Consider the following 23,755-nt stretch of genomic DNA (forward strand, 5'->3'; position numbering starts at 1 on the left):
TGCTTACAAGTGACTAATGTCAAAAATCATCTTTCCAGCGTCTAAGCGCGGCAAAAGTTTCTACGTCTGACACGCCTTGCGCTCTTTCTGTTACAGCGTTTTTCACACTGTCGATATGTGCACGTAAAAACGGGTTAATGGCTTTTTCCAATGCAATTGATGATGGCAATGTGCTTTGGTTTTCTGCTCTTAGTGCTTTTACATCATAGGCATAACTGACAAGTGCATCATTGTTTGGTTCGACCGCGATCGCAAAATTGATGTTTGACTGTGTGTATTCGTGCGCACAGTAGACTTTGGTGTCTTCTGGAAGGGAGGCCAGTTTGGTCAGAGACGTGTGCATTTGCTCTGGTGTGCCTTCAAACAATCGACCACAGCCACCTGAGAACAGCGTGTCCCCACAGAACAACATGCCTTCAGCGTAATAGGCGATATGGTCTAGCGTGTGTCCCGGAACTTGGAACACCGTAAAATTTTCACCATACAGTGTAAAGGTATCGTTATCTGCAACAGGGTGAGTAACTTGGGGGAAGCGCGCGGTGTTGGGCCCATAGATAAACAACGCAGGGAAGCGAGCAAGCAGTTCGCCGACGCCACCGATATGATCATTATGGTGATGGGTAAGAAGGATACCATCCAGCGTCAGGCCTTGTTCTGACAGGGTTTGAATCACAGGTGACGCGTCACCGGGATCGACAACAACGCAATGATTGTCATCATTTTTTAGCAGCCAGATGTAATTGTCATTGAATGCGGGTATGCTTGATACAGATAGCATAAAAACTCTCCAGCTATAACTCAAATAGACTATGAAACCAGCACGCAGTCAACGTCCATTAGAATACCCTTATACATGGGATCAGTTCGCACATGGCGAATGGGCGTGCACGCATATACAAACGCGGCTGGATGAATGGTTGCCTCGTCTGTTTGGTTACCACATGCTGAAACTCGGCGGCCTAAGCTGCGAATTGGTCAGCGGGCATTGTAACATTCAGCATCAAGTCTGCATTGATAAGTTAAACCCACTGCGAAACGTTGAAGCGGAAAGCTATGACTTACCGTTTGTCGATAAAGCGTTCGATGTGTGTATCTTAGCCAATCAGCTCGACTATACCGACGATCCTCACCGACTGTTGCGTGAAATCGACAGGATTATGATAGACGATGGCTATTTAATCCTTTCTGGCGTGAACCCCAGTAGCTTAATGGGGATAGGACGTTTGATCCCGTGGCGAAAGAATCAATTGCCGTGGAGTGGTCGCATGTTTACGCCGCTTCGGGTGCGCGATTGGCTAGGGGTGCTTAACTACGAAATCATGGAGATGTCTTGCTTTGGCTTGATACCAGCAACCAAGCACAGAACCTGTGGTGTGTGGTTTGAAAATGCATGCTCAGGCTGCTGCCTGCGATCGGTTCTTTGTACTTCATCGTCGCGAGAAAGCGCACTTATCCACTCAAACCGATCAAACCGAAGTGGAAGCTTAAAAAGTCGCTGTCGCCGGTGAGTGTCAATTACCGCACCGGCGCGTAACGTTTTTACTCTGAAGGAACGTAACCTTCATCTGGCCCGGTTGGGTTTTCTGCCCCGGCACGAGCAAGCTCATCACAACGTTCGTTTTCAGGGTGGCCAGCGTGACCTTTTACCCACTGCCAGTCGACGTCATGACGTTGGGTCTCTTTGTCCAGTCGTTGCCATAAATCGGCATTTTTTACAGGCTTTTTGTCAGCCGTTTTCCAGCCGCGCTTTTTCCAGTTGTGAATCCACTGCGTAATACCCTGACGCACGTATTGGCTGTCCGTGGTCAATACGACGGAGCAAGATTCCTTTAAACTGGCTAAACCGACGATGGCAGCCAAAAGCTCCATGCGGTTATTTGTGGTCAGCGTAAAGCCTTCACTCAGCTCTTTTTCGTGCTGTTTGTAGCGTAAAACAACGCCGTATCCACCCGGACCTGGATTTCCCAGACAAGAACCGTCCGTGAAAATTTCTACCTGCTTGACCATATTTGTTAGTATCTATCCAATTTATTCGCCAAGTCTGACACAAGTGACGCTATGAAAGCCAGTTACGACCGGATTATCGTTCTCGATACCGAAACCACGGGTATGAACCGTGAAGGTGGTCCTCATTACGAAGGCCACAAAATCATTGAAATTGGTGCTGTTGAAATTGTAAACCGTAAGCTGACGGGGCGACATTTTCACGTCTACATCAAACCAGATCGCGAAATCGATCCTGAGGCGATTTCGGTTCACGGTATTACCGATGAGTTTCTGGTCGACAAACCAGAATACAAAGACATCCACGACGAGTTCTTGGCCTTTATTAAAGGCGCAGAGCTGGTGGCGCACAACGCGCCCTTCGACGTCGCTTTATGGACTATGAATTCCAAAAGCTGAATCCTGGCATCGGTAAAACAGAGGACTTCTGTAAGATCACCGATACCCTTGCCATGGCGAAGAAAATCTTCCCTGGCAAACGTAACAACCTCGACATTCTTTGTGAACGCTACGGTATAGATAACTCGCACCGTACACTCCACGGCGCATTGCTCGATGCCGAGATCCTGGCTGATGTTTACCTGTTAATGACAGGTGGTCAGGAGACCCTAAAATTTAGCGGCAGCGACTCGGGCGATCAAGATAGTGCTGGCGAGAGCATAAGACGCGTTGAAGCCGGAACGAAAAAGCTAAAGATCATCCGTGCCTCTGCCGATGAACTAGAAGAACATGAGAAACAACTGGACGTTATCGAGAAAAACGGCAGTTGTGTGTGGAGGCAACAGGAGAGTGTATGAAGAGTGGGTGGGCTGGATTGCTGCTCGCTCTGCTGATGGCGTTCAGTGCCAACGTATCGGCGGAGCAGACATCTGACAGTGAAATTCGGTTGCTGAACAACCGTTTTCGTATTGACTCCACCATCACTCAGGTTGCGTTCGTAATTTATCGGGAAAAGCCAAGCCAGCCCGTTGTCTTGGTTCAACCTGATGGTTCTAAGCTCTACGCTTGGCAACACCCCGACAATGTTTCTTGGCACCAAGAATCTGACATGGATATCGTGTCAGTATTCGATCCGATGCCCGGTCCTTGGCAAGCCATCGGCAAAGTCTCTCCGAACAACCGCATTCGCATTCTCTCTGACCTCACCATGAAGGTAGATACTTTCCCTGCTCGTTTGTATCAGGGAGAGACCATGAAGTTTACCGCGCGTTTGATGCAGGGAAACAAAGCACTGAATCTTCGTGATTTTCTCGAGAGGGTCGATTTGACGGTCACCTTCACCGAATATCTGGAAAACGTCGACGGCATTCCTGAAGATCAGCGTCCACAGGCGATGTCTCTTGGGCAATTTGAAGATAACGGGGCGGGTCTGGATGAAGTCGCCGGAGACGGTGTCTTCACGGTGGAATTGCCCATAAATGTTGCGCCAGGCAAGTACTGGGCGCGTGTTACCTCGGGCAATGGCGTGTTCTTCCGCACACTTGAACAGGAGGTCTTGGTCTACCCCACACCACTGATGGCAACTTTTAAGCAAAGCCGTAAGAAGGCCTTGCCTCACCACTTGCTGGTGGAATCTGATATTGCGAGCATTGAAGAGGGTACCATTGCCGTACACTCAGAGTTTATCGACACCAACGGGAAGGTCAGTGTTTACCAAGGGGCAGCGTCGGAAGATTACACCGCGCTGAATATCGACATCGATAACTTTGACCAACCGGGGCGTCATCGCTGGTTTGGCTGGTTGTACGGTACCGACAAACTCTCGGGACGTCCCTTGGTGTTCAAGCTACCCGAACAGACATTTGCGGTGGCTGATTACGCCGCCATAGAACAGGCGAAGCTGGAGCGTGAAGAGCGTGAAGCGGAGCGTAAACGCATAGAAGATGAAAAGCTCGCTGCTGAGAAGCGTGCAGCCGATCGTAAGATGGCGATGATCACCATCATTGGCGGTAACATCTTGCTGCTGGTGTTGGCGATAGGCGGTTGGTTCTTGGTGCGTAAGATCAAAGCTAAGCGTCTCGCGGCAGAAACGGAAGAAGAGCTTGAAGCGCCGCCACCGGAAGAGCCGGATAAGGCGCATAGAATAGAAAAAGGGAGAAGCATGCTTCTCCCTTTTTTGTGCCTGATAGTCTGAGTTGCTACGCAGCGTGAACCACGGCATCCAGCGTTGATTGGGCGGCCGCCAATTCGCTTGGCTCGAAATCATCCACGCTGATGGTTTCGATTCGACCCGCTTCAGCGATGCAAAGCAGTTCCGCTTCTTTCTCTGAAATGGCACCGGCTTTCAGGCCAATGTCTGCCACTTTATCAAGGAACATAAATGGCAGTTTTTCACCCGTCTTGTCACAGACCTTTTTGTAAATAGGTTCTGCCGCCAAGATGTCCAGCAGGGCTTTCTCAATCTTACCGACGGTGTTGTGCTCTGAGGCTTCAAAGAACTGACCACGTCCCAAGCGTGAGCGGGCTTCACCTGGTGTTTGCAGGATGCGCGCGACTTTACCATCCAGCTTATCGCTAGGCTTGGTGCGACGAGAGCCAAATGGGAACAGCATGACGCTAAGCGGCGCGGCAACCAAACGGTTCGGGAAATTCGCCAGAAAATCAATCATGGCTTGCTCTGCTTTGTATAGCGCGTCTTGAACACCCCAATGTACCAGAGGCAAATCCTCTTTCTTAAAGCCATCGTCGGCGTAACGCTTGAGTGTTGCTGACGCTAGATATAGCTGGCTCAACACATCACCCAATCGCGCGGAGAGACGCTCTTTACGTTTAAGATCGCCACCCAGCACTGCCATTGAAATATCAGCTAGCAGGGCCAGGTTTGCCGAGTAGCGGTTCATTTGTTGGTAGTAACGTGCAGTGGCATCTTTGTTTGGCGCTTTTGACGTACGACCGTCAGTCAGACCAAGCCACAGTGATCGCATCATGTTGCTGATAACAAAGCCAACATGACCAAAGAGTGCTTGGTCGAAGCCAGAAATCGCGTCTTTCTCGTTGTCTTTGTATGCAGCTTCCATTTCCGCCAGCACGAAAGGATGGCAACGGATGGCACCTTGACCAAAGATGATCATTGAACGGGTCAGAATGTTTGCGCCTTCTACGGTCACCGCAATCGGTGCGCCTTGGTAGCCGCGAGCAAGGAAGTTTTTCGGTCCCAAGCAAATGCCTTTACCTCCCGCGATGTCCATCGCGTCAATCACGCTTTGCTGACCACGGTGGGTACAGTGGTATTTCACAATGGCAGAGATAACTGACGCTTCTCGCCCAAATCAATGCCTGCCACCGTAAAGGTACTTGCGGCATCCAGCACATAGGCGTTACCACCAATACGTGCCAACGGCTCTTCAATCCCTTCCATCTTGCCGATAGGCAGTTTGAATTGACGACGAATACGTGCGTAAGCTCCAGTCGCCAATGCGGCCGTTTTAAGTCCACCTGTCGCATTGGAAGGCAGGGTAATACCACGACCGACAGACAGACACTCAACCAGCATACGCCAGCCTTGTCCGGCCATTTTTGAACCGCCAATAATGAAATCAAGAGGGACGAAAATGTTTTCGCCACGCGTAGGCCCGTTTTGGAACGGCAGATTAAGTGGGAAGTGTCGGCGGCCGATATCCACACCTTCAATATCGGTAGGGATCAGTGCACAAGTAATGCCGATGTCTTCTTTATCACCCAAAAGACCATCAGGATCTTTGAGTTTGAAAGCCAGACCCAGAACGGTCGCAACCGGAGCAAGGGTGATATAGCGCTTGTTCCATGTGATGGACATACCAAGGACTTCTTCGCCTTGCCACATGCCTTTGGTCACGATGCCTTCATCAGGAATTGAGCCTGCGTCTGAACCTGCTTCTGGGCTGGTCAGAGCGAAACACGGAATTTCTAATCCGTTCGCTAAACGCGGCAAGTAGTAATCTTTTTGATCGTCGGTGCCATAGTGTTGTAACAACTCACCAGGGCCTAAGCTGTTAGGGACACCGACTGTCGAGGAGAGCACGCCAGACACACCGGTCAGTTTTTGCAGTACCAGTGATTGTGCGTACGCAGAAAACTCAAGACCGCCATATTTCTTTTTGATGATCATGGCGAAGAATTTGTTGTCTTTAAGGTACTGCCACACTTCTTCGGGCAGATCCGCAAGCTGGTGGGTGACTTGGTAATCGCTCACCATGCGACACACTTCGTTCACTGGCCCGTCTAAGAAGGCCTTTTCTTCCGCGCTCAGGCGAGGAGCAGGCACATCATGAAGTTTGTTCCAATCTGGCGCGCCGCGGAACAATTCCGCTTCCCACCATACCGTACCCGCGTCGATCGCTTCTTTTTCAGTCTGTGACATTTCAGGCATCACGCCTCTGAACATCTTCAATGCAGGTTTACTGAGCCAGCTTTCACGAAAAGAGCGGACATTCAGAGGAATGGCAATCGCAAAGAAAATCAGCCATGACACTTCGCCGACCATACCGATGGATGATCCAAAAATTAACAAAGCGGCCGCGGCGGCAGTAAACAGCTTCAAGCCAGTGCGGTGGTAAGCCAGCACAGCAAAGACGAGCAAAAATGTCAGTAGGTACAGGGTTGTTGCCATGATTGGTTCTCCTTTTCCAGCAACCCGAACTTAATTGGTAAGAGGTCATACCACTTAATTGTAAGCAGGTTTTTAAGAGAATGTAAAACGATGACCGGTAAAAATGTGCTCAATATTTCACAAGGAAAGAGAAAAGGGTGGGGTTCAAATTTTAGGCAATTGTTTTCACTGACTATTCATAAAGCGAGCAGGATTATCGACAGGATCTGCCATTTGTGGGTACACTGCGGAATAACGATTTGGGCGGCTTGCCCCATCACGTCAACGATAAAAAGAGAATTTGCCCATGTACCAAGATCTCATTCGCTCAGAGCTGAATGAAGCGGCTCAAGTGCTGAACGCATTTTTAAGCGATGACAAGAACATTGCTGATATCGAAGCTGCAGCAAAGCTGCTGGCTGATTCTTTCAAAGCAGGCGGTAAAGTACTGTCTTGCGGTAACGGTGGTTCACACTGTGACGCTATGCACTTTGCAGAAGAACTGACGGGTCGCTACCGCGAAAACCGTCCTGGCTACCCAGCGATTGCTATCTCTGATCCAAGCCACCTTTCTTGCGTAAGTAATGACTTTGGCTACGAGTACGTCTTCTCTCGCTATGTAGAAGCAGTAGGTAGCAAAGGCGATGTGCTGTTCGGTCTGTCTACTTCTGGTAACTCAGGTAACGTACTGAAAGCCATGGAAGCGGCAAAAGCGAAAGGCATGAAGAGCATCATGCTGACCGGTAAAGACGGCGGTAAAATGGCAGGTCTGGCGGATATCGAAATCCGTGTACCACATTTTGGCTACGCTGACCGTATTCAGGAAGTGCATATCAAGATCATCCACATCCTGATCCAGCTTGTTGAAAAAGAGATGGAAAAGTAAGGCGAGTAAAGGCAGCGTAAAGGACTATGTGTGAACTCCTTGGCATGAGTGCCAATGTACCAACAGATATCTGTTTCAGTTTTACTGGCTTGATCCAGCGTGGGGGCAATACTGGCCCTCACCGTGATGGCTGGGGGATTGTGTTTTACGAAGGTAAGGGATTCCGTACCTTCAAAGATCCTAACCCGAGTTGCGATTCTAAAATCGCCGAGCTGGTGCAAAACTACCCGATCAAAAGTTGCGCGGTGATCAGCCACATTCGTCAGGCGAACCGTGGTGAGGTCAATTTGGTAAATACCCACCCATTCACGCGGGAGATTTGGGGACGTTACTGGACCTATGCGCACAACGGGCAGTTGTCAGGCTATGAAGGCTTGCCAACAGGTCACTTTAAGCCTGTTGGGGAAACTGACAGCGAACTGGCATTCTGTTGGTTGCTGCACGAAATCGAGCAACATTACCCAGAAAAGCCTGAAGACATGAAAGAGGTTTTCCACTTTATCGCGAGCCGATGCGATAAGTTGCGTGAACTGGGTGTCTTTAACATGCTTTTCAGTGATGGTGATTACGTCATGGCGTACTGCACCAACAACCTTCACTGGATCACGCGTCGTGCGCCGTTTGGCAAGGCGAGCTTGATTGATGAAGAGGTCACGGTGGATTTCCAAGAGGAAACGACACCCAACGATGTGGTGACAGTGATTGCAACGCAACCACTGACCAACAATGAAACGTGGCACAAAATGGAGCCAGGTGAATATTGTGTTTTCCACCTCGGGGAAGTGTACACCTGTAACCGTGTTGAGTTGGAAGCGTCAGAAGCCTAATCGGACAGCTCAAAAGACAAAGAAAAACGCGCCTCAATGGGCGCGTTTTTTTATCGATATTTTTCAGCGATATCACAACATATCTGAGACGAGTGCGTTAATCCGCAGCATAGCCCTGAGCACCAAGAAGGTCGTCGTCCAGTTTGGCTTTGCCATCAATCATGGTGAGGCGATCTTGGCAGAACCATTCAACCACCAAAGGATAAATGCGGTGCTCTTGCTCTTGCACACGGGCAAATACAGCATCCACGTCATCATCTTCAAAGATAGGCACGCGTGCCTGCAAAATGACTGGGCCGCCATCAAGCTCTTCCGTTACAAAGTGCACGGACGTTCCGTGCTCTTCATCTCCGGCATCAATAGCGCGCTGGTGGGTGTTAAGCCCAGTGTATTTAGGCAAAAGCGACGGATGAATGTTCAGCATCTTACCGTAGTAATGGCGAACAAACTCTGGCGTCAGAATACGCATGAATCCAGCCAGTACAACAAGGTCTGGCTTAAACTCATCAATGGTTGCCATCAGCTGGCTGTCGTATTCACTGCGATCTGTGATGCCTTTGCTTGGCACTACCACCGCTTCAATACCGGCTTCCTTTGCTCGCGTCAGTCCGTATGCATCAGCCTTGTTGGCAATCACAGCACTCACTGTCATGCCATTTTGGTAATGACAGCGGTCGATAATTGCCTGCAGATTTGAGCCGTTCCCTGAAACCAGAACAACCAGCTTTTTCATTGTTACCCCTTAATTTCTACCTGCTCTTCGCCGTCAGCCGCATTTTCGATGCGACCCAGAAGCCATGCATTCTCACCTTCTTGGTTCAGAATATCGATAGCTTGCTGTGCTTGTTCTTCAGGTAGAGCGATCACAAGGCCAACACCACAGTTAAAGGTGCGGTACATCTCGTGTTCGGTAACGTTGCCTTTCTCTTGCAGCCAGTTAAAGATGGCCGGCCATTCCCAGCTATTGCCATCAACAACGGCTTTGGTACCTTTTGGCAGTACGCGAGGAATGTTTTCCCAGAAACCGCCGCCAGTGATGTGCGAGATAGCGTGTATGTCGCAGCTTTCCAGCATTTTCAGCACAGGCTTCACGTAAATACGTGTTGGTTCCAGAAGGTGGTCACTCAGTGTTTTACCTTCCAGCTCTGCACTGATGTCGGCACTTGAAACTTCGATAATTTTACGGATCAGGCTGAAACCGTTTGAGTGAGGACCAGAAGACGCGACTGCAATCAGTGCGTTGCCTTCTGCCACTTTAGAACCGTCAATGATGTCTTCTTTTTCCACAACGCCGACACAAAAGCCTGCCACGTCGTAGTCTTCACCATGGTACATACCCGGCATTTCTGCCGTTTCACCACCGATCAGTGCACAGCCAGACTGCATACAGCCTTCACCGATACCTGTCACAACGTCTGCTGCAGTATCGACATCCAGCTTGCCTGTTGCGTAGTAATCAAGGAAGAACAGGGGTTCTGCACCTTGAACAATCAGATCGTTCACACACATTGCCACGAGGTCGATACCAATGGTGTCGTGTTTTTTCAGATCCATTGCCAGACGGAGTTTGGTGCCTACGCCATCCGTACCTGAAACCAGTACCGGATGTTTATATTTGGTAGGCAGTTCACACAGAGCGCCGAAGCCGCCAATGCCACCCATCACTTCTGGACGACGAGTGCGCTTTACCACGCCTTTGATTCTGTCGACCAAGGCATTGCCTGCATCAATATCTACACCTGCATCTTTGTAGCTAAGAGAAGACTTATTATCGCTCACTGGGGATCCTTACCGAGTTGTGGAGTAAAAAGCGGCGCCATTTTAACAGCCACTTTCCAAAAAGGAAAACGTTTGCGTCAACGCTTTTGCGTTAAAAAGAAGCAACTGAATGCATGTGCTATCGCCCCAATTTTTCTTGTGTATAATTCGGGGAATTTGTTTTTTTGCAGGAGTCTGTCATGAAAGTTGTTGAGGTCAAGCACCCGCTGGTTAAGCACAAAATTGGTCTGATGCGTGAAGGTGACATCAGCACCAAACGTTTTCGTGAGTTAGCGACGGAAGTGGGTAGCCTACTTACGTATGAAGCGACCTCAGATTTTGAGACAGAAAAAGTCACAATCGAAGGTTGGAATGGTCCAGTAGAAGTTGACCAAATCAAAGGCAAGAAAGTGACTGTAGTGCCTATCCTGCGTGCAGGTCTTGGCATGATGGACGGCGTTTTGGAACACATCCCAAGCGCACGTATCAGCGTTGTTGGTATCTACCGTGACGAAGAAACGTTGGAGCCAGTACCTTACTTCCATAAACTGGCAAGCAACATCAACGAGCGTATGGCACTGGTTGTTGACCCAATGCTGGCAACCGGTGGTTCTATGATTGCAACCATCGATCTGCTGAAAGAAAACGGCTGTGAGCACATCAAAGTGCTGGTTCTGGTAGCGGCACCTGAAGGTATCGAAGCACTGGAAAAAGCGCACCCAGACGTTGAGCTGTACACTGCTGCAATCGACGAAAAACTGAATGACAAAGGCTACATCGTTCCAGGTCTGGGCGATGCAGGCGACAAGATCTTCGGTACCAAGTAATTTGTTACCGAGTGACAGAAAAAAGGCTTCCAGATGGAAGCCTTTTTTGTTTCTGCGAGATGTATTGGCTGGAATTAGTCTTCCATCTGCGCGTTATCGACAACATGGCTCTCGCCCATGTCTTTCGGCAGGATAAGGTTCAGTGCAATTGCGACGATACCGCACAGGCTGATGCCTTGCAGCTGAAATCGCCAATACCAAATGCCATACCACCGATACCGAACACCAAGGTTACCGCAACGATAGCCAGGTACGTGCCTTGTGTAGGTCAACTTGGTTTTTGATCAGCGTGTTAAGACCGACGGTTGCGATAGAACCGAACAGCAAGATCATGATGCCGCCCATAACAGGGACAGGAATGGTCTGCAAAATCGCGCCTAGCTTGCCAACAAACGCCAGCACAATCGCGGTGATTGCACCCCAGGTCATGATGGCTGGGTTGAATGCGCGGGTTAGCATAACCGCACCGGTCACTTCACTGTAGGTCGTGTTTGGCGGTGCACCGAACATAGACGCTGCAATAGTCGCCACGCCGTCACCAGCCATGGTGCGGTGCAGGCCAGGCTTTTTCAGGTAGTCTTTACCTGTTACGTTTGAAATCGCCAGCATGTCGCCCACGTGCTCAACCGCCGGAGCAATAGCAACAGGAATCATGAACAAAATCGCGCCGATGTGGAATTCAGGCATGGTGAAGTTAGGCATAGACAACCATGCCGCGTTAATCACTGGCGAGAAATCAACAACCCCGAAGAACAGCGATGCGATGTAGCCAGACACGATACCCGCAAGAATAGGTACCAGCTTGAAGAAGCCTTTGGCGTAAACAGACACGCCAATGGTCACAATCAGAGAAATCGCAGAAATCCACAATGCGGCTGAGCCATCGACGAGCTGGATTGCACCGTCACCGGATTTACCTACTGCCATGTTAACGGCAGAGGGCGCCAAGCCCAGACCGATAACCATGATCACAGGCCCAACAACCACAGGTGGCAGCAGACGGTGAATAAAGCCCACACCGCGAACCTTGATGATGCCACCCATGATGACATACACCACACCCGCCGCCATCAGGCGCCCATGGTTGCAGCGACGCCCCATTGTTGAACACCGAACATGATTGGCGCGATAAATGCAAAAGAAGAAGCGAGGAAAATGGGAACAGAGCGTTTGGTAATGACTTGAAAGATAAGGGTACCAATACCGGCACCGAAGAGAGCGACGTTGGGGTCCAATCCCGTTAGAAGCGGAACCAGCACCAAGGCACCAAAGGCAACAAACAGCATTTGTGCCCCTTGTAGAGCTTGCATCATGACGAACCTTCCTAAATCTAAAAAAATCGCGGGATACTATCACAATTTAAATTGGCAGAACTCTGACCTAAATCTATTTGTCAGCGAAAGACTTTTGGCAATAATGCAGAAATTAAGGCTTTTCGAGCGACAACATGGCACGTTTCCCGCCTTTTCGGGTCAGATGTCATAATGATGTAAGCACACAAGCCTCAATTTGCGCGGTTTTATTACGCAAATTCGTTGCTTTCCCGTTGCCGACTGTAAGGCTTCCTTTTATGATCGGCGTTTAAATTTCGAGTTATCTGGCATAAATATGTTACGAATCTTATTTTTCGTGTTCGCAATGCTTCTGGGGCAAACCAGTGCATTTGCAGCTTCGATGTTCAGTTCTGAAGTGGTGCTGGATGACAGTGATGCAGCCACCGAGCAAGCGGCAAAGGAAAAAGCCTTTGTTGACGTGCTGGTTCGCGCATCTGGTCAATCTACCGTTGGCGAGAATCCTGTGATTCAAAAAGCACTGCCAACCGTGGGTCAATACATCACGCAACTGGGTTATGGCGAACTGGACGGCCAACGCTCTCTGGTTTTGGGCTTTGACGACGCGAAAATTCGCACCCTGTTGACTCAAGCTCAAGCAACGTATTGGGGTGAGCCACGCCCTGATGTCTTGTTCTGGGTGATTGAAGATACCCCAACCCAACGCAACGTGGTGTGGGAGCAATCAGGCTCTCCACTGATTGGTGAGTTAAAAGCAGAAGGTGAGCGTCGTGGCTTGCCTGTGCTGATGCCAGTTGGCGACTTTGATGATGTGGTTGCGGTTTCTGTTCCTGATTTGTGGGGCGGATTTGCGGATCCGATCGCTAAAGCAAGTGCACGTTACAACCCAACAGGTATTGTGGTCGTAAAAGTGAACGATCGCGGTCTGAGCTGGCAGATGTTCCCAAATGCAGCAGCGATCAGTAACGACACGCCAGTTGAAGGTCGTGTGAGTGGTGCACCTGCACAAGCCTTCCCTCAGATGATTGATGAGATCTCGGATTACTACGCGCAACGTTTGGCGGTGAATCTGGGTGTGGTGAACGGTGACGCCCTGTCTCTGGAAATTTCAGATTTGAATGACGCGGAAGACTTCTTTGTGGTTGAGCGTTCACTCAAAGAACTGAACTCTGTAGCCGCACTGCGTCTGGACTCGATTGTTGATGACAAAGCAATATTCAAATTGAGCCTGCTGGCGTCAGAAGACGTGTTCCACAATGAGATGATGTCGGATCGTCGTTTGCAGCGCATGGTCGAAGAAGCTCCGGTGATTGATACGCCACCAGTGATTGACGCACCAATCAGCGCGGTTGAGGGCTCTGTTGATACCTCAACAGGCACCATTGCTGACGGCACTGTATCAACCGGTACCATCACAACTGACACTTCGCCTGCTCAGCAGCCTGCAATCGTTCAACCTGTTGTGGACCCGACATTGGCGGCACAACCAACAGAAGCGATTCCAGCAGAACCTGCTCCTCACGTCATTCGCTACAAGTGGGTTGGCTAAGAAAATGAAAAAGCAGGCTCCGGCCTGCTTTTTTGTCTCTTCAGTTTGCCTATCAATCGGCTACTGTTCGAATCGCGCTTTCTCTTCTTTTTCTACCTGAGATAGCTTTTTCAAACCTAGTCCCATCTCTTTGCCTTTACGTTTTGCATAAAGAATATTGCAGACAAAGGAAACGGAGGTGATCACCAATTCCACCAATGCCAGAAGTCTTTCTCCCTCGTCGACCCAAAGTAGCGTTAAGCCGTGTAAGAAGTAGAACATCAAGATGAAGTTTGCCCATGCGTGGGTGTAAGGTTTACCCGTGATAATGCCTTTTAGCGGTAACATCAGCGGGATCAGCCAAGCAATGGTTACGCCATAAGGACTGATGTGAGGGTGCGGTGAAATGACCGCATGCCAAACAAACACCCAACCAATGAGTGAGAGATAGGAAATGAGCGCAAAAGCGCGAAGTTGGGAGAGAGAAGAAAACAACAGATAACTCCTTTTATCTTTCTTGCAGCTTGGCGGCAATCATTGCCAACCGCTTTCCTCCAGCAATAGCCAGATCTTTCTCGTCATTGTCAGGTTGTCTGCGTGATTCCGATGTAATGTGTGATGGGCCATACGGCGAACCACCACCTTGCGTGGAATGCAGCGCAGGTTCGCTGTGAGGCAGTCCCACAATCACCATGCCGTGATGCAGCAACGGCAACATCATCGATTGCAGGGTGGTTTCTTGGCCGCCATGCAGCATAGAGCCTGAGGTAAATACCAAAGCAGGCTTGCCAATAAGCGTGCCTGCCAGCCATTCCTTGCTCGTGCTGTCGATAAAATGCTTGAGCGGTGCGGCCATGTTACCAAAGCGCACAGGACTACCGAAGGCGAGGCCATCGCAGTTTTTCAAATCATCCAGCGTCACGAAAGGATCGTCAGCTTGCTGGGGTGTAGCAGTTTCACCGGCTACAACAAGCTCGGGCACCGTACGCAATGTTGCCACTGCGCCCGTGCTTTCAATCCCTCTGGCGATCAGGCGAGCCATCTTTCGTGTCCCGCCATGACGGCTGTAGTAAAGGACTAAAACCTCTGCCATTACAGGATGTCGAGAACAGCTTCTGGTGGACGACCCATTGCCGCTTTACCGTTTGCCACAACGATAGGGCGCTCAATCAGTTTTGGATTTTCAACCATGGCTTGAATTAGCTCAGCGTCAGTGGCGTCAGCCAGCTTTAACTCTTTGTAGATGTCTTCTTTGGTACGCATCATCTGACGTGGTGACGCGTAACCCAGTTGAGACAGCAAGGTTTTGATGGTGTCGGCAGACGGTGGCGTCTCTAGGTACGCCACCACTTCTGGCTCAATGCCACGCTCGGTCAACAGTGCCAGTGTCTGGCGGCTCTTCGAGCAGCGGTTGTTGTGGTAGATGGTGACTGACATGAACACTCCTTTGATTGCGTTAGGGAACGCAAATTTGTTGTTATCGTATTTTTGTTTTATCGCTGCAAAGCTGAATAGCGCGCTTCTTCAACTCGCAGTTGATCTATACGTGCATCGTAGCGAGCTTGATCTAAACTGCCAAGATCCACCAGTTGGCTGGCTTGGGTATAGTTGGTAATCGCTTTATGCCAACGTCCCTGAAGTGCGTACAGCTCACCCTGTGCCGCCAAGCCTCCCGCCTGATCGCCACTGTGCTCATAGGCCTCTTGAAGTAAAGACCAGCCATTGACGTCTTTCGGGTTTCGGTGAGTGAACCTTTCCAAACCGACAATCGCTTCTTTGTAGTTTTCACCTTTAACCAGAACGTAATCACGGTTCAACAAGAGCACGGGATTATTAGGCTGTGAATCAAGGGCTTTATTCAGGCGAGCAAGGGCAGGCTCGAATTGCTTCTGTGCCACATCGAGATCGGTCATGGCATCAAGGTAGAAGCGGTTGTTTGGCTGCGCTTTATAAAGCGGCGTGAGCAGTTCTTTGGCTTTGTCGAACTGGCGGGTGTCGATGTACACCAAGGCTTTACCGTAGTTCAGCGATTGTGCTTCAGCCGGAGATGCCTTTTTCAGCGCGCGGTTAAACCAATCTAACGATGCATTGCTGTCGATGCCTGCAAACCTTGCAATCACGCGAGCGCGCGCTAGATGGTAGGCCGGTGACATAGGCACAGAACGTTGCGGGTACTGCTGAGCACGTGAGCGGGTATCCGTAATACGGTCATCCGGCAAGGGGTGCGTCAGCAAGAATGAAGGCGGCTTAGACGCGTAGCGGTATTGGTCTGACAGACGCGAGAAAAAGCGTGGCATTGCGTTGACGTCATAGCCAGCGCGAGAAAGGGTTTCGATACCAATACGGTCGGCTTCTTTCTCGTTGCTGCGGGTGTAGTTGATGCGTCCTTGGATAGAAGCCGCCGTTGTTGCTTGCACGGCGGCGATGCCCGCTTGTGGGGCGGCAATTGCCAGCATCAAAGAGCCCACCATGGCAGCAATGGTCAGTGGGGTTTGACGTGCCTGTTCTTCCATGGCGCGAGCAAGGTGGCGTTGGGTCAGGTGTGCAATTTCGTGCGCGACAACCGAGGCCAGCTCACTTTCAGTTTTCGCGTGAAGAAACAGGCCTGTATGCAGTGCCACATGGCCACCGAAAAAGGCAAATGCGTTAATGTCGCGATTACGGATCAGAAAAAATTCAAACGGTGTTTTAACGTCGTTAGCACTGGCAACGAGGTTGTTCCCTAACGAGGTGACATACTCCGAAAGCAGCGGATCATTAACAATTGGCTGGCTCGCGCGCAGCATGCGCATGTAAGCGTCACCGTACTCAATTTCTTTTTCGACAGTGAGAGTGCCTGCAGCCGCTGTGCCAATTTCTGGCAGATCGTTATACGACGTGGCAAACGCAGGAGAAGACAGCGCGAGCGACGCGATAAGAACACTGGTCGTGGCTTTTTTGAATAGCTGCATAACTGACGTCGGTGCCTCCAGCACGCGATAAAAATAGTGCGGTGTTATTCTGTAGACCGCAAACAATCAAAGAGGTTCTTCTGGGGTGAGGATGGAATCCTACATACCCAAACTACATCTCAAAGTGGTTTACGTATACAATGCCGAAGATAATAACGGTCAGCGAGAAAGAATGGAAATTCAATCCCTTGATTTACGCGAGCAACGCTGTCCGATGGCGTTGCTGTTAGCAAAAAGGGCTTGTGCTGCGTTAGAGCAGGGACAGCGAATAGTGCTATATGTAACAGACGCCGGTGCATTGCGGGACATTCCCCGTTATCTTCTACAACATGGTTATCTTGTAGAGCATCAACATTCAGAAGGAACGACGGTGCTAAACGTCACCAAACTTTGAACGGGAATTTACATGCTAGATATGCTTAACCGTTGGTACCAGAGACGGTTTTCAGATCCACACGCCGTGAGCCTTGTTGCCATCCTCATCGCGGGCTTCATTGTTATCTACTTCTTCGGCAACCTTCTCGCACCACTCTTGGTTGCGATTGTTATTGCCTACCTTCTTGAGTGGCCTGTGGCCAAATTAGTCACACTGGGACTTCCCCGGGTGATATCCGTTATTCTTGTCCTCACGCTTTTTGTCGGCTTTATGTTGCTGGCAAGCTTTGGCTTGATGCCAACCATCTGGACGCAGGTCGTCAATCTGATTGCTGACATTCCGACCATGTTCAATAAAGTGCAGGTGTTTGTATCCCACTTACCTGACGAATACCCAGAAATTATTCAGCCTCACATGGTGAATACCTTTATCGACACGCTGCAAAGCCGCGTGCTGGGTATCGGCGAGACCGTGGTGAAAGGCTCATTGTCTTCTCTGGTTAGCTTGGCAACGCTTGCGGTATATCTAATTCTGGTGCCCTTGCTTGTTTTCTTCTTGCTAAAAGACAAAGAAGAAATGCTGTCGATGTTTAAAGCCATGTTGCCGCGCAACCGTAAGCTGACGAACAAAGTCGGCCATGAGATGAACGAGCAAATCTCTAACTACATTCGCGGTAAAGTGACCGAAATTATTATTGTTGGCATCGCCAGCTACATTACCTTTGCCTTGCTTGATTTGCGCTACGCAGCCTTGCTCAGTGTGGCAACGGGTCTTTCGGTGTTGATTCCATACATCGGTGCGGCGGCGGTTACCCTGCCAATTTTCATGGTTGCCCTATTCCAATGGGGTATCAGCCCTGAGCTGGGTTACCTGATGCTGGCCTACGGCATTATTCAGGCACTGGATGGCAATGTTTTGGTGCCGGTATTGTTCTCAGAAGCCGTTAATCTCCACCCTGTAGCGATTATCGTTGCCGTGCTGGTGTTTGGTGGCTTGTGGGGCTTTTGGGGTGTATTCTTTGCCATTCCGCTCGCCACCTTGGTGAAAGCAGTGTGGAACGCATTGCCATCACACGAGGTGGAAGAGGATGCGGTCGCGGAATCTTCAAACTAGACTGATCCAAGGGAACGTTCTTTGGGTAAAACAAAGGGACCTTCGTGGTCTCTTTGTTCACATTGCGCAGATAAAAAAGAGTAGTTATATAAGTGAAAGGTATGACAAATACCGCACCGACAGCGTTTACCGTAGGGATCGTTGGCGGTGGTGTTGCTGGAGCCACAGCGGCACTCAAGTTGGCGGGATTGGGTATTAACACCCATCTTTTCGAAAAAAATGAAAGCCTGGTCAGTGGCCCACCTATTTGTCACCTGCATGCGGGCGGTAACCTTTACCGTGAGATTTCAGATCAGCAGTGTATCTCGTTGCTTGAGCAGTCGATTGCTACCCTTCGCGCTTATCCTCATAGCGTCAATTACCGCCCGACAGTTATTGCCATTCCTCAAAACGATCCCGGCGAGCCAGACGCTATCCTGAGCCGTTTGTCTGTGTTGACGGAACATTACCGTCAAATGATTGCCGAGGACGAAGGCAATCGCGTACTGGGCGATGCTGACGACTACTTTGCCTTGTTCTCGAAAGAGGACATGGTGACCCTCGCTCAGCTGCCTCTGCCCGATGCGCCATCAACGGTCGAAGAATGGATGATTCCTGTTGCCAAGTTTATGCCGCACGATGCGTTTAAATATCCCATTGTTGTGGTGCAGGAGTACGGTCTGAGTGTTTTCCGTTTGGCGGCGACAGCGGCATTGGGCCTTGCGCAGACATCAGAGTGCCATATTCATTACCAGCACGATGTGACTGCGCTGAACAAAACCGCCACAGGCTGGCAAGTGGTGAGCAAGTCGAACGATGGGGCTGAACATCTCCAAGATGTCGATTTTGTTATTAACGCGGGCGGCTACAAGACGGGCACCATTGACAACATGGTGAATGCTGCGCGTGAGCGCTGGGTGGAATACAAAGCTGCATACGTCGCACATTGGACGACCAAGCCGGGCATGTGGCCGGAAGTCATCGTTCACGGCGAGCGCGGGACACCGCAGGGGATGGGACAGCTTACGCCTTACCCAGACGGATTTATTCAGCTTCACGGTATGACACAAAACATTACCTTGTTTGACGGCGGTTTGGTGAAAAGTGCGGACAGCAATGCGCAGCCAGTACTTCCTGACGGCTTAGCTGAAAAAGCAGAAGGCGTGTGGGCTTGGGACGAGATCCGCGAACGTACTGATCGTGCCATTGCCCATTTTGCACAGTGGCTTCCAGACTTCTCGGGTGCTGAAGTCGGCGGTAAACCGCTTTGCGGCGCGCAACAGGTCCCGGGCAGTGACCCGAGCCTTCGCGCAGCGGATGCCACCTTTGAAGGTGACACCTATGCACGTATCGAACTGGTCAAAGCTTCATCGGCATTGCAAGCTATCGACCGTATTCTCGCGCATTGCCAAGAAAAGGGCTGGGTAACATTGCCAGAGGGTTGGCGTGAGCGACGTTGCCACTGACCGTATCGCTGACTCAAGACGACGTGGTCACCAAAGCCATAGAGCTAGCAAAGGCACGCAGCTACCCTGACGCGTTGGCGAGACCGTACCCATAAGCGCGGCGTAACCAAGATAAAACGCGAGATAAAAAGAAAGTCGGCCTTGGCCGACTTTCTTTTTTACTACTTAGGCTTATTCGCCTTTGAGGTAGTTCACCACAACCTCGTGGTGGTCTTTGGTTTTGAACTTGTTGAAGACATGCTCAATGTTGCCATCTTCACCAATCAAGAAACTGATGCGGTGGATACCATCGAATTCTCGTCCCATGAACTTCTTCGGTCCCCATACGCCGAAAGCATCGGCAATCGCGTGGTCTTCATCGCTAAGAAGCGTGAAGTTCAGTTCTTTCTTCTCTTCGAAGTTCTTTAAGCGCTTCACTGGGTCAGGGCTGATCCCGAGTACCACAGTATTCAGTTCTTCCAGTTCAGACTTGCTGTCACGTAAAGAGCATGCCTGTGTGGTGCAGCCTGGCGTCATTGCTTTCGGGTAGAAGTACACCAGCACTTTGTTTTTGCCTTTGAACTGGCTGAGTGTCACTGTATTTCCATTTTGATCTTGCAGTGAAAAATCGGGTGCCGCTGCACCCGCTGTCAGCATTTGCATGTGTCTTCCTTCGTTATTTTTGCCAATCTTCAAGAACGGAACGTTCTTAGACTAATAAATATGCGTTTTCCCTTGCTTCATTACCCACAAAACGTGTAAATGTTAACCTATGTTGAGCGAGGTTTACCGCTTACGTGGGCGTTGAAGGTGCAGAATAAATCAGCACTTTTGAGCAAATGGAAATTCAAGCCGAGTTAGCTTTACGTAATGAATGACAATATCGTTCATTTTCTCGGTGATCAACCGCCCAAACACAGGGATTTGGTGCCTCCTGCACGCTTGTTTTTGCTAGGCGCCAAAAGTACCATGGACGAAAACGCATTTTTGGAGAAGGAAATGTTTTCAGGAAGTATCGTGGCACTTGTCACGCCGATGGATAGCTCTGGTGAAGTTGACTACGCCAGTTTGAAAAATCTTGTCGATTTTCATGTTGACTCAGGCACTGATGCAATCGTTTCTGTTGGTACAACAGGCGAATCTGCGACCGTGACTGTCGAAGAGCACATCAAGATTGTACTGAAAACACTGGAGTTTGCAGACGGACGTATCCCAGTTATTGCGGGCACCGGTGGAAATGCAACTCACGAGGCCATTACATTCAGCAAGATGTTCGCAGGCTCCGGCATTGCGGGCTGTCTGAGTGTGGTGCCTTACTACAATAAACCTTCTCAAGAAGGTCTGTTCCAGCACTTCAAGGCGATTTCTGAATCGTCGGAACTTCCTCAGATCCTTTACAACGTGCCAGGCCGCACCATCACTGACATGCTGCCTGAAACGGTTGCACGCTTGTCAGCGTTCGAAAACATCGTCGGCATCAAAGATGCGACGGGCGATCTCTCAAGAGTGAAGCTTCACCGTGAACTTTGTGGCGAAGATTTTATCTTACTAAGCGGTGATGACTTAACGGGCCTGGATTTCATCGAGCAAGGTGGTCACGGCGTTATTTCTGTTACCAACAATATTGCAGCTGCTCAAATGGCCAAAATGGTCAAACTTGCTCTGGCAGGTGAATTTGATGAAGCGCGCTCGATAAACGAAAGCTTGATGCCGCTGCACAAGGACTTGTTCGTTGAAGCTAACCCAATTCCAGTGAAGTGGGCAATGCATGAAATGGGCATGATTGCGGATGGTACGCTACGCCTGCCTCTGACAACGCTGAACGCTGCGCTGCAGCCGAAAGTCAAACAAGCGTTGCTTGATGCGGGTGTGATGTAATCGCATCATTGGAGAATGAATGAAACCTGTTGTTAAATTTGGCCTGAGTGCTGTGATGGTCGCCACCTTGGCGGCCTGCTCGGGTGCTGAGACACGTCGACAAGCGTCTGACGATTTTGAATATTTGAACGCACCTGCTCCAACGGAGTGGAAAACGCTTCCTGACCAACAGCCTGAATTCACTGGAGCCTACGCGATTCCTCAAGGCAATTTTGACGGTCCTGTTGGTCCACGTGTTGATATTCGTCCACCTCAGCAAATCCTTGAACTGATCCCGGGTGCGCGTTACGAGCGTAGCGGCGCGACAGTCACTGTTTGGGTGCCACGCGAAGACCAACTTGCGCGTCTGTGGCAGACTGCGCAAAATATGGCGAAAAATGGTGCATTTCCTGTAAAAGCGTCATCTGCTGAAGCCATTGAAACCGATTGGGTGAACTGGGCAGTTAACGAAGACGATGATGCGATTGAAGGTCGTTACCTTCTGACTCAAGAGGAGTCACGAGGTCGTCATGGCTTACGTATTGCTATGGTCGATGGCCGCCGCAGTGACACTGGTGAGTCTTTGTCTACCGCTGCGAGCCAACGCTATGCAACTCAGATGACCAATTTGGTTGCAACCAGCTACGACATGGAGATCCGTGAAGAAGCGCGTATCCGTGCACAAGAGTTGGTTAAGAACATCCCGATCAGCTTGGGTAAAGACCGCAGTGGTTTGCCAGTTATCATCGCACGTGCACCGTATGATGTGTTCTGGGAGCGTTTCCCATCTATTTTGACCGAGCTAGGTTTCAAGATCGAAGAGCGTAACCGTTCCCAAGGTACTCTGGAAGTTGACTATAGCTCTCCAGATGAGTTGTTGTGGGACAAAATTGGTACAGAACGCTTAGACTTGCCGCTTCGCAAGTTCAACATCCAATTGGGTGATCTTGGCAACCGTACATCAATCAACTTCACAAACAGTGATGGCAAACCGGTGAAAGAGGAAACACTGGCGGAACTAAGCACTGTTTTGGCTGCAGTTATCGACTACATGAACACCAAATAAGGTAGTTTCTTGTAAAGAATAAAAAGGACGCTCCGGCGTCCTTTTTTAATACCTGCAAATCACAATGCAGTATGAATCGAGGTTAATCGATCAGACCATATTCTGCTTTGAGGATATCGATGATTTCTTGTTTCGGGTTGTCGCTTAAGTGAATTGGCTGCCCCGTGATTTTCTCAGCGATGCCAATGTAGGTTCTCGACACATCCATCAGCGACTCAACAGGTAGCGCATTGTCGCGTGCAAGTGCGTCGCGCTCTGGCATGCGATCTTTGTTCAGCAAAATGTCTGGGTCAGGGAAGTGGTTGAGCAGGAACTGACGGAAACCTTCTTTCGAGTTTTCCACGATATTGCCCGCATCGTATTCCGCCGTATCCCAAATACGTGAGGAATCAGGCGTTCCGACTTCATCCATGTAGATGAGCTTTTCATTGCCAGCAGCATCAGTGACATAACCAAACTCAAACTTGGTATCGACAAAGGTTTGTCCAACCGCTGCCAATGCTTCGCTGATCACGCCAAAGCCTTCTTTTAGCAGCGTTTCATAGCGGTTGATGTCATCTGCTGAGGAGAAATTAAACGCCGCGAAGTTGTCTTCGATGTTTTGACGAGTGATGTTCACGTCATCGGCTTCAGGCACGCCAGGAATACCTTTTAGGATGCCTTTGGTGGATGGCGTGATAAGAAGCTCTGGCAGTTGTTTGTCTTTCTCAAGACCATCAGGTAACGCGATGCCACAGAACTCGCGTTCACCTTTTGAGTATGCACGCCACATAGAGCCTGTGATGTACTTACGGCAGATAGCCTCAATCATTACGGGTTTGGCTTTTTGCACGATCCACACGAAAGGATGCGGGATATCGAGAATGTGGCTGTCTGCCAATCCACTATCTTTGAATAGTTTGAACCAGTGATTTGAGATGGCATTGAGTGCGGCACCTTTGCCCGGTACGCCTTTCAATCCACCTTCACCGTGCCAGATGCAGTCAAATGCGGAGATACGGTCACTGATCACCATGATGGCCAAAGGCGCATCAGGGGCAACGTCGTATCCTTTTTCCTTAATAAGGCGTTGGCTGTCCGCGTCGGTTAGCCAATAAACTGAACGAACTTTACCGCTGTGAACGGGCAGGTGAGTACGAATGGGGAGATCATCGTTAACGGCAAGCACTTGATCCGCGAGGCTCATTGAGACATTCCTATCTGTAGTTGAACGGCACACAGAGAATGGTGAAAGGCAGGGTTTCCTTGCTTACACCACCTAATTCACGAGCATCATACC

General features: G+C 49.9%; 19 protein-coding genes and 5 pseudogenes. 12 read left to right on the forward strand and 12 right to left on the reverse strand.

Annotated elements, in window-relative coordinates; all coding sequences use genetic code 11:
• Positions 1 to 19: 19 nt before the first annotated feature.
• Positions 20 to 778, reverse strand: coding sequence for a hydroxyacylglutathione hydrolase (gene gloB / locus ATN88_RS11395; protein WP_067415685.1), 759 nt, complete (start codon positions 776 to 778; stop codon positions 20 to 22).
• A gap of 31 nt (positions 779 to 809) precedes the next feature.
• Between gloB and ATN88_RS11400 the strand changes: the two are divergent.
• A pseudogene (locus ATN88_RS11400) lies at positions 810 to 1,534 on the forward strand (methyltransferase domain-containing protein).
• A 5-nt stretch (positions 1,535 to 1,539) separates the two neighbouring features.
• Here the strand turns inward: ATN88_RS11400 and rnhA are convergent.
• Positions 1,540 to 2,007 carry a ribonuclease HI gene (rnhA, locus tag ATN88_RS11405; RefSeq protein WP_067415688.1) on the reverse strand — a complete coding sequence of 156 codons (468 nt, stop codon included), beginning with the start codon at positions 2,005 to 2,007 and terminating at the stop codon, positions 1,540 to 1,542.
• A gap of 51 nt (positions 2,008 to 2,058) precedes the next feature.
• Between rnhA and dnaQ the strand changes: the two are divergent.
• Together dnaQ and ATN88_RS11415 are read left to right on the forward strand one after the other, a co-directional pair.
• Positions 2,059 to 2,801, forward strand: a pseudogene (gene dnaQ, locus ATN88_RS11410) (DNA polymerase III subunit epsilon).
• On the forward strand, positions 2,798 to 4,138 hold the full coding sequence (locus ATN88_RS11415; RefSeq protein WP_067415691.1) for a TIGR03503 family protein: 1,341 nt from the start codon (positions 2,798 to 2,800) through the stop codon (positions 4,136 to 4,138). Before dnaQ ends, ATN88_RS11415 begins: the two are co-directional and overlap by 4 nt.
• Before the next feature lie 4 nt (positions 4,139 to 4,142).
• Here the strand turns inward: ATN88_RS11415 and fadE are convergent.
• A pseudogene (fadE, locus tag ATN88_RS11420) lies at positions 4,143 to 6,592 on the reverse strand (acyl-CoA dehydrogenase FadE).
• A gap of 286 nt (positions 6,593 to 6,878) precedes the next feature.
• On the opposite strand from fadE, the gene lpcA reads away from it, so the two are divergent.
• Both lpcA and ATN88_RS11430 read left to right on the forward strand, forming a co-directional pair.
• Entirely contained in the window at positions 6,879 to 7,457 is a 579-nt protein-coding gene (lpcA, locus tag ATN88_RS11425; protein ID WP_067415694.1) for a D-sedoheptulose 7-phosphate isomerase, read from the forward strand.
• 26 nt (positions 7,458 to 7,483) lie between these two features.
• On the forward strand, positions 7,484 to 8,284 hold the full coding sequence (locus tag ATN88_RS11430) for a class II glutamine amidotransferase (protein WP_067415697.1): 801 nt from the start codon (positions 7,484 to 7,486) through the stop codon (positions 8,282 to 8,284).
• 97 nt (positions 8,285 to 8,381) lie between these two features.
• On the opposite strand, the gene purN is transcribed toward ATN88_RS11430, so the two are convergent.
• On the reverse strand, positions 8,382 to 9,017 hold the full coding sequence (purN, locus tag ATN88_RS11435; protein ID WP_067415700.1) for a phosphoribosylglycinamide formyltransferase: 636 nt from the start codon (positions 9,015 to 9,017) through the stop codon (positions 8,382 to 8,384).
• A 2-nt stretch (positions 9,018 to 9,019) separates the two neighbouring features.
• Positions 9,020 to 10,063, reverse strand: coding sequence for a phosphoribosylformylglycinamidine cyclo-ligase (gene purM / locus ATN88_RS11440; RefSeq protein WP_067415703.1), 1,044 nt, complete (start codon positions 10,061 to 10,063; stop codon positions 9,020 to 9,022).
• Positions 10,064 to 10,242: 179 nt separating this feature from the next.
• Here purM and upp point away from each other — a divergent pair, with 179 nt between their 5' ends.
• Positions 10,243 to 10,869, forward strand: coding sequence for a uracil phosphoribosyltransferase (upp, locus tag ATN88_RS11445; protein ID WP_067415706.1), 627 nt, complete (start codon positions 10,243 to 10,245; stop codon positions 10,867 to 10,869).
• A gap of 74 nt (positions 10,870 to 10,943) precedes the next feature.
• Here the strand turns inward: upp and ATN88_RS11450 are convergent.
• Positions 10,944 to 12,182 (reverse strand): annotated as a pseudogene (locus tag ATN88_RS11450) (uracil-xanthine permease family protein).
• 295 nt (positions 12,183 to 12,477) lie between these two features.
• Between ATN88_RS11450 and ATN88_RS11455 the strand changes: the two are divergent.
• Positions 12,478 to 13,710 carry a DUF2066 domain-containing protein gene (locus tag ATN88_RS11455; RefSeq protein ID WP_067415709.1) on the forward strand — a complete coding sequence of 411 codons (1,233 nt, stop codon included), beginning with the start codon at positions 12,478 to 12,480 and terminating at the stop codon, positions 13,708 to 13,710.
• 60 nt (positions 13,711 to 13,770) lie between these two features.
• Here the strand turns inward: ATN88_RS11455 and ATN88_RS11460 are convergent, their stop codons facing one another.
• Genes ATN88_RS11460 through bepA form a run of 4 tightly spaced genes read right to left on the reverse strand, consistent with a single transcriptional unit; the run spans position 13,771 to position 16,640 of the window.
• Positions 13,771 to 14,184, reverse strand: coding sequence for a DUF2069 domain-containing protein (locus ATN88_RS11460; RefSeq protein ID WP_067415712.1), 414 nt, complete (start codon positions 14,182 to 14,184; stop codon positions 13,771 to 13,773).
• 13 nt (positions 14,185 to 14,197) lie between these two features.
• Positions 14,198 to 14,782 (reverse strand): NAD(P)H:quinone oxidoreductase, encoded by a 585-nt coding sequence (gene wrbA / locus ATN88_RS11465; RefSeq protein ID WP_067415715.1) that lies wholly within the window; start codon positions 14,780 to 14,782, stop codon positions 14,198 to 14,200.
• A complete protein-coding gene (gene arsC / locus ATN88_RS11470) occupies positions 14,782 to 15,126 on the reverse strand; it encodes an arsenate reductase (glutaredoxin) (protein WP_067415716.1) in 345 nt (114 codons plus the stop codon). The genes wrbA and arsC overlap by 1 nt, the downstream gene beginning before the upstream one ends.
• A gap of 56 nt (positions 15,127 to 15,182) precedes the next feature.
• A complete protein-coding gene (bepA, locus tag ATN88_RS11475) occupies positions 15,183 to 16,640 on the reverse strand; it encodes a beta-barrel assembly-enhancing protease (protein ID WP_067415719.1) in 1,458 nt (485 codons plus the stop codon).
• Positions 16,641 to 16,731: 91 nt separating this feature from the next.
• Here bepA and ATN88_RS11480 point away from each other — a divergent pair, with 91 nt between their 5' ends.
• The 3 genes and pseudogenes from ATN88_RS11480 to ATN88_RS11490 all read left to right on the forward strand — a co-directional run bounded on the left by ATN88_RS11480 (position 16,732) and on the right by ATN88_RS11490 (position 19,669).
• Positions 16,732 to 17,034, forward strand: coding sequence for a sulfurtransferase TusA family protein (locus ATN88_RS11480; RefSeq protein ID WP_408607702.1), 303 nt, complete (start codon positions 16,732 to 16,734; stop codon positions 17,032 to 17,034).
• A gap of 12 nt (positions 17,035 to 17,046) precedes the next feature.
• Positions 17,047 to 18,129, forward strand: coding sequence for an AI-2E family transporter (locus ATN88_RS11485; RefSeq protein WP_067415721.1), 1,083 nt, complete (start codon positions 17,047 to 17,049; stop codon positions 18,127 to 18,129).
• Between the two features lie 101 nt (positions 18,130 to 18,230).
• A pseudogene (locus ATN88_RS11490) lies at positions 18,231 to 19,669 on the forward strand (FAD-dependent oxidoreductase).
• Positions 19,670 to 19,745: 76 nt separating this feature from the next.
• On the opposite strand, the gene bcp reads toward ATN88_RS11490, so the two are convergent.
• Positions 19,746 to 20,216 (reverse strand): thioredoxin-dependent thiol peroxidase, encoded by a 471-nt coding sequence (gene bcp, locus ATN88_RS11495; RefSeq protein ID WP_067415723.1) that lies wholly within the window; start codon positions 20,214 to 20,216, stop codon positions 19,746 to 19,748.
• 336 nt (positions 20,217 to 20,552) lie between these two features.
• Here bcp and dapA point away from each other — a divergent pair, with 336 nt between their 5' ends.
• Both dapA and bamC read left to right on the forward strand, forming a co-directional pair.
• The gene (gene dapA / locus ATN88_RS11500) at positions 20,553 to 21,431 is read left to right on the forward strand and encodes a 4-hydroxy-tetrahydrodipicolinate synthase (RefSeq protein WP_067417503.1); all 879 of its coding nucleotides are present in this window, start codon (positions 20,553 to 20,555) and stop codon (positions 21,429 to 21,431) included.
• A 19-nt stretch (positions 21,432 to 21,450) separates the two neighbouring features.
• Positions 21,451 to 22,476 carry an outer membrane protein assembly factor BamC gene (gene bamC, locus ATN88_RS11505; protein ID WP_067415725.1) on the forward strand — a complete coding sequence of 342 codons (1,026 nt, stop codon included), beginning with the start codon at positions 21,451 to 21,453 and terminating at the stop codon, positions 22,474 to 22,476.
• A gap of 82 nt (positions 22,477 to 22,558) precedes the next feature.
• On the opposite strand, the gene ATN88_RS11510 is transcribed toward bamC, so the two are convergent.
• Positions 22,559 to 23,662 carry a phosphoribosylaminoimidazolesuccinocarboxamide synthase gene (locus ATN88_RS11510; protein WP_067415728.1) on the reverse strand — a complete coding sequence of 368 codons (1,104 nt, stop codon included), beginning with the start codon at positions 23,660 to 23,662 and terminating at the stop codon, positions 22,559 to 22,561.
• Positions 23,663 to 23,755: the final 93 nt, after the last annotated feature.

This window comes from Enterovibrio coralii, assembly GCF_001559595.1.
Taxonomy (GTDB): Bacteria; Pseudomonadota; Gammaproteobacteria; order Enterobacterales; family Vibrionaceae; genus Enterovibrio; species Enterovibrio coralii.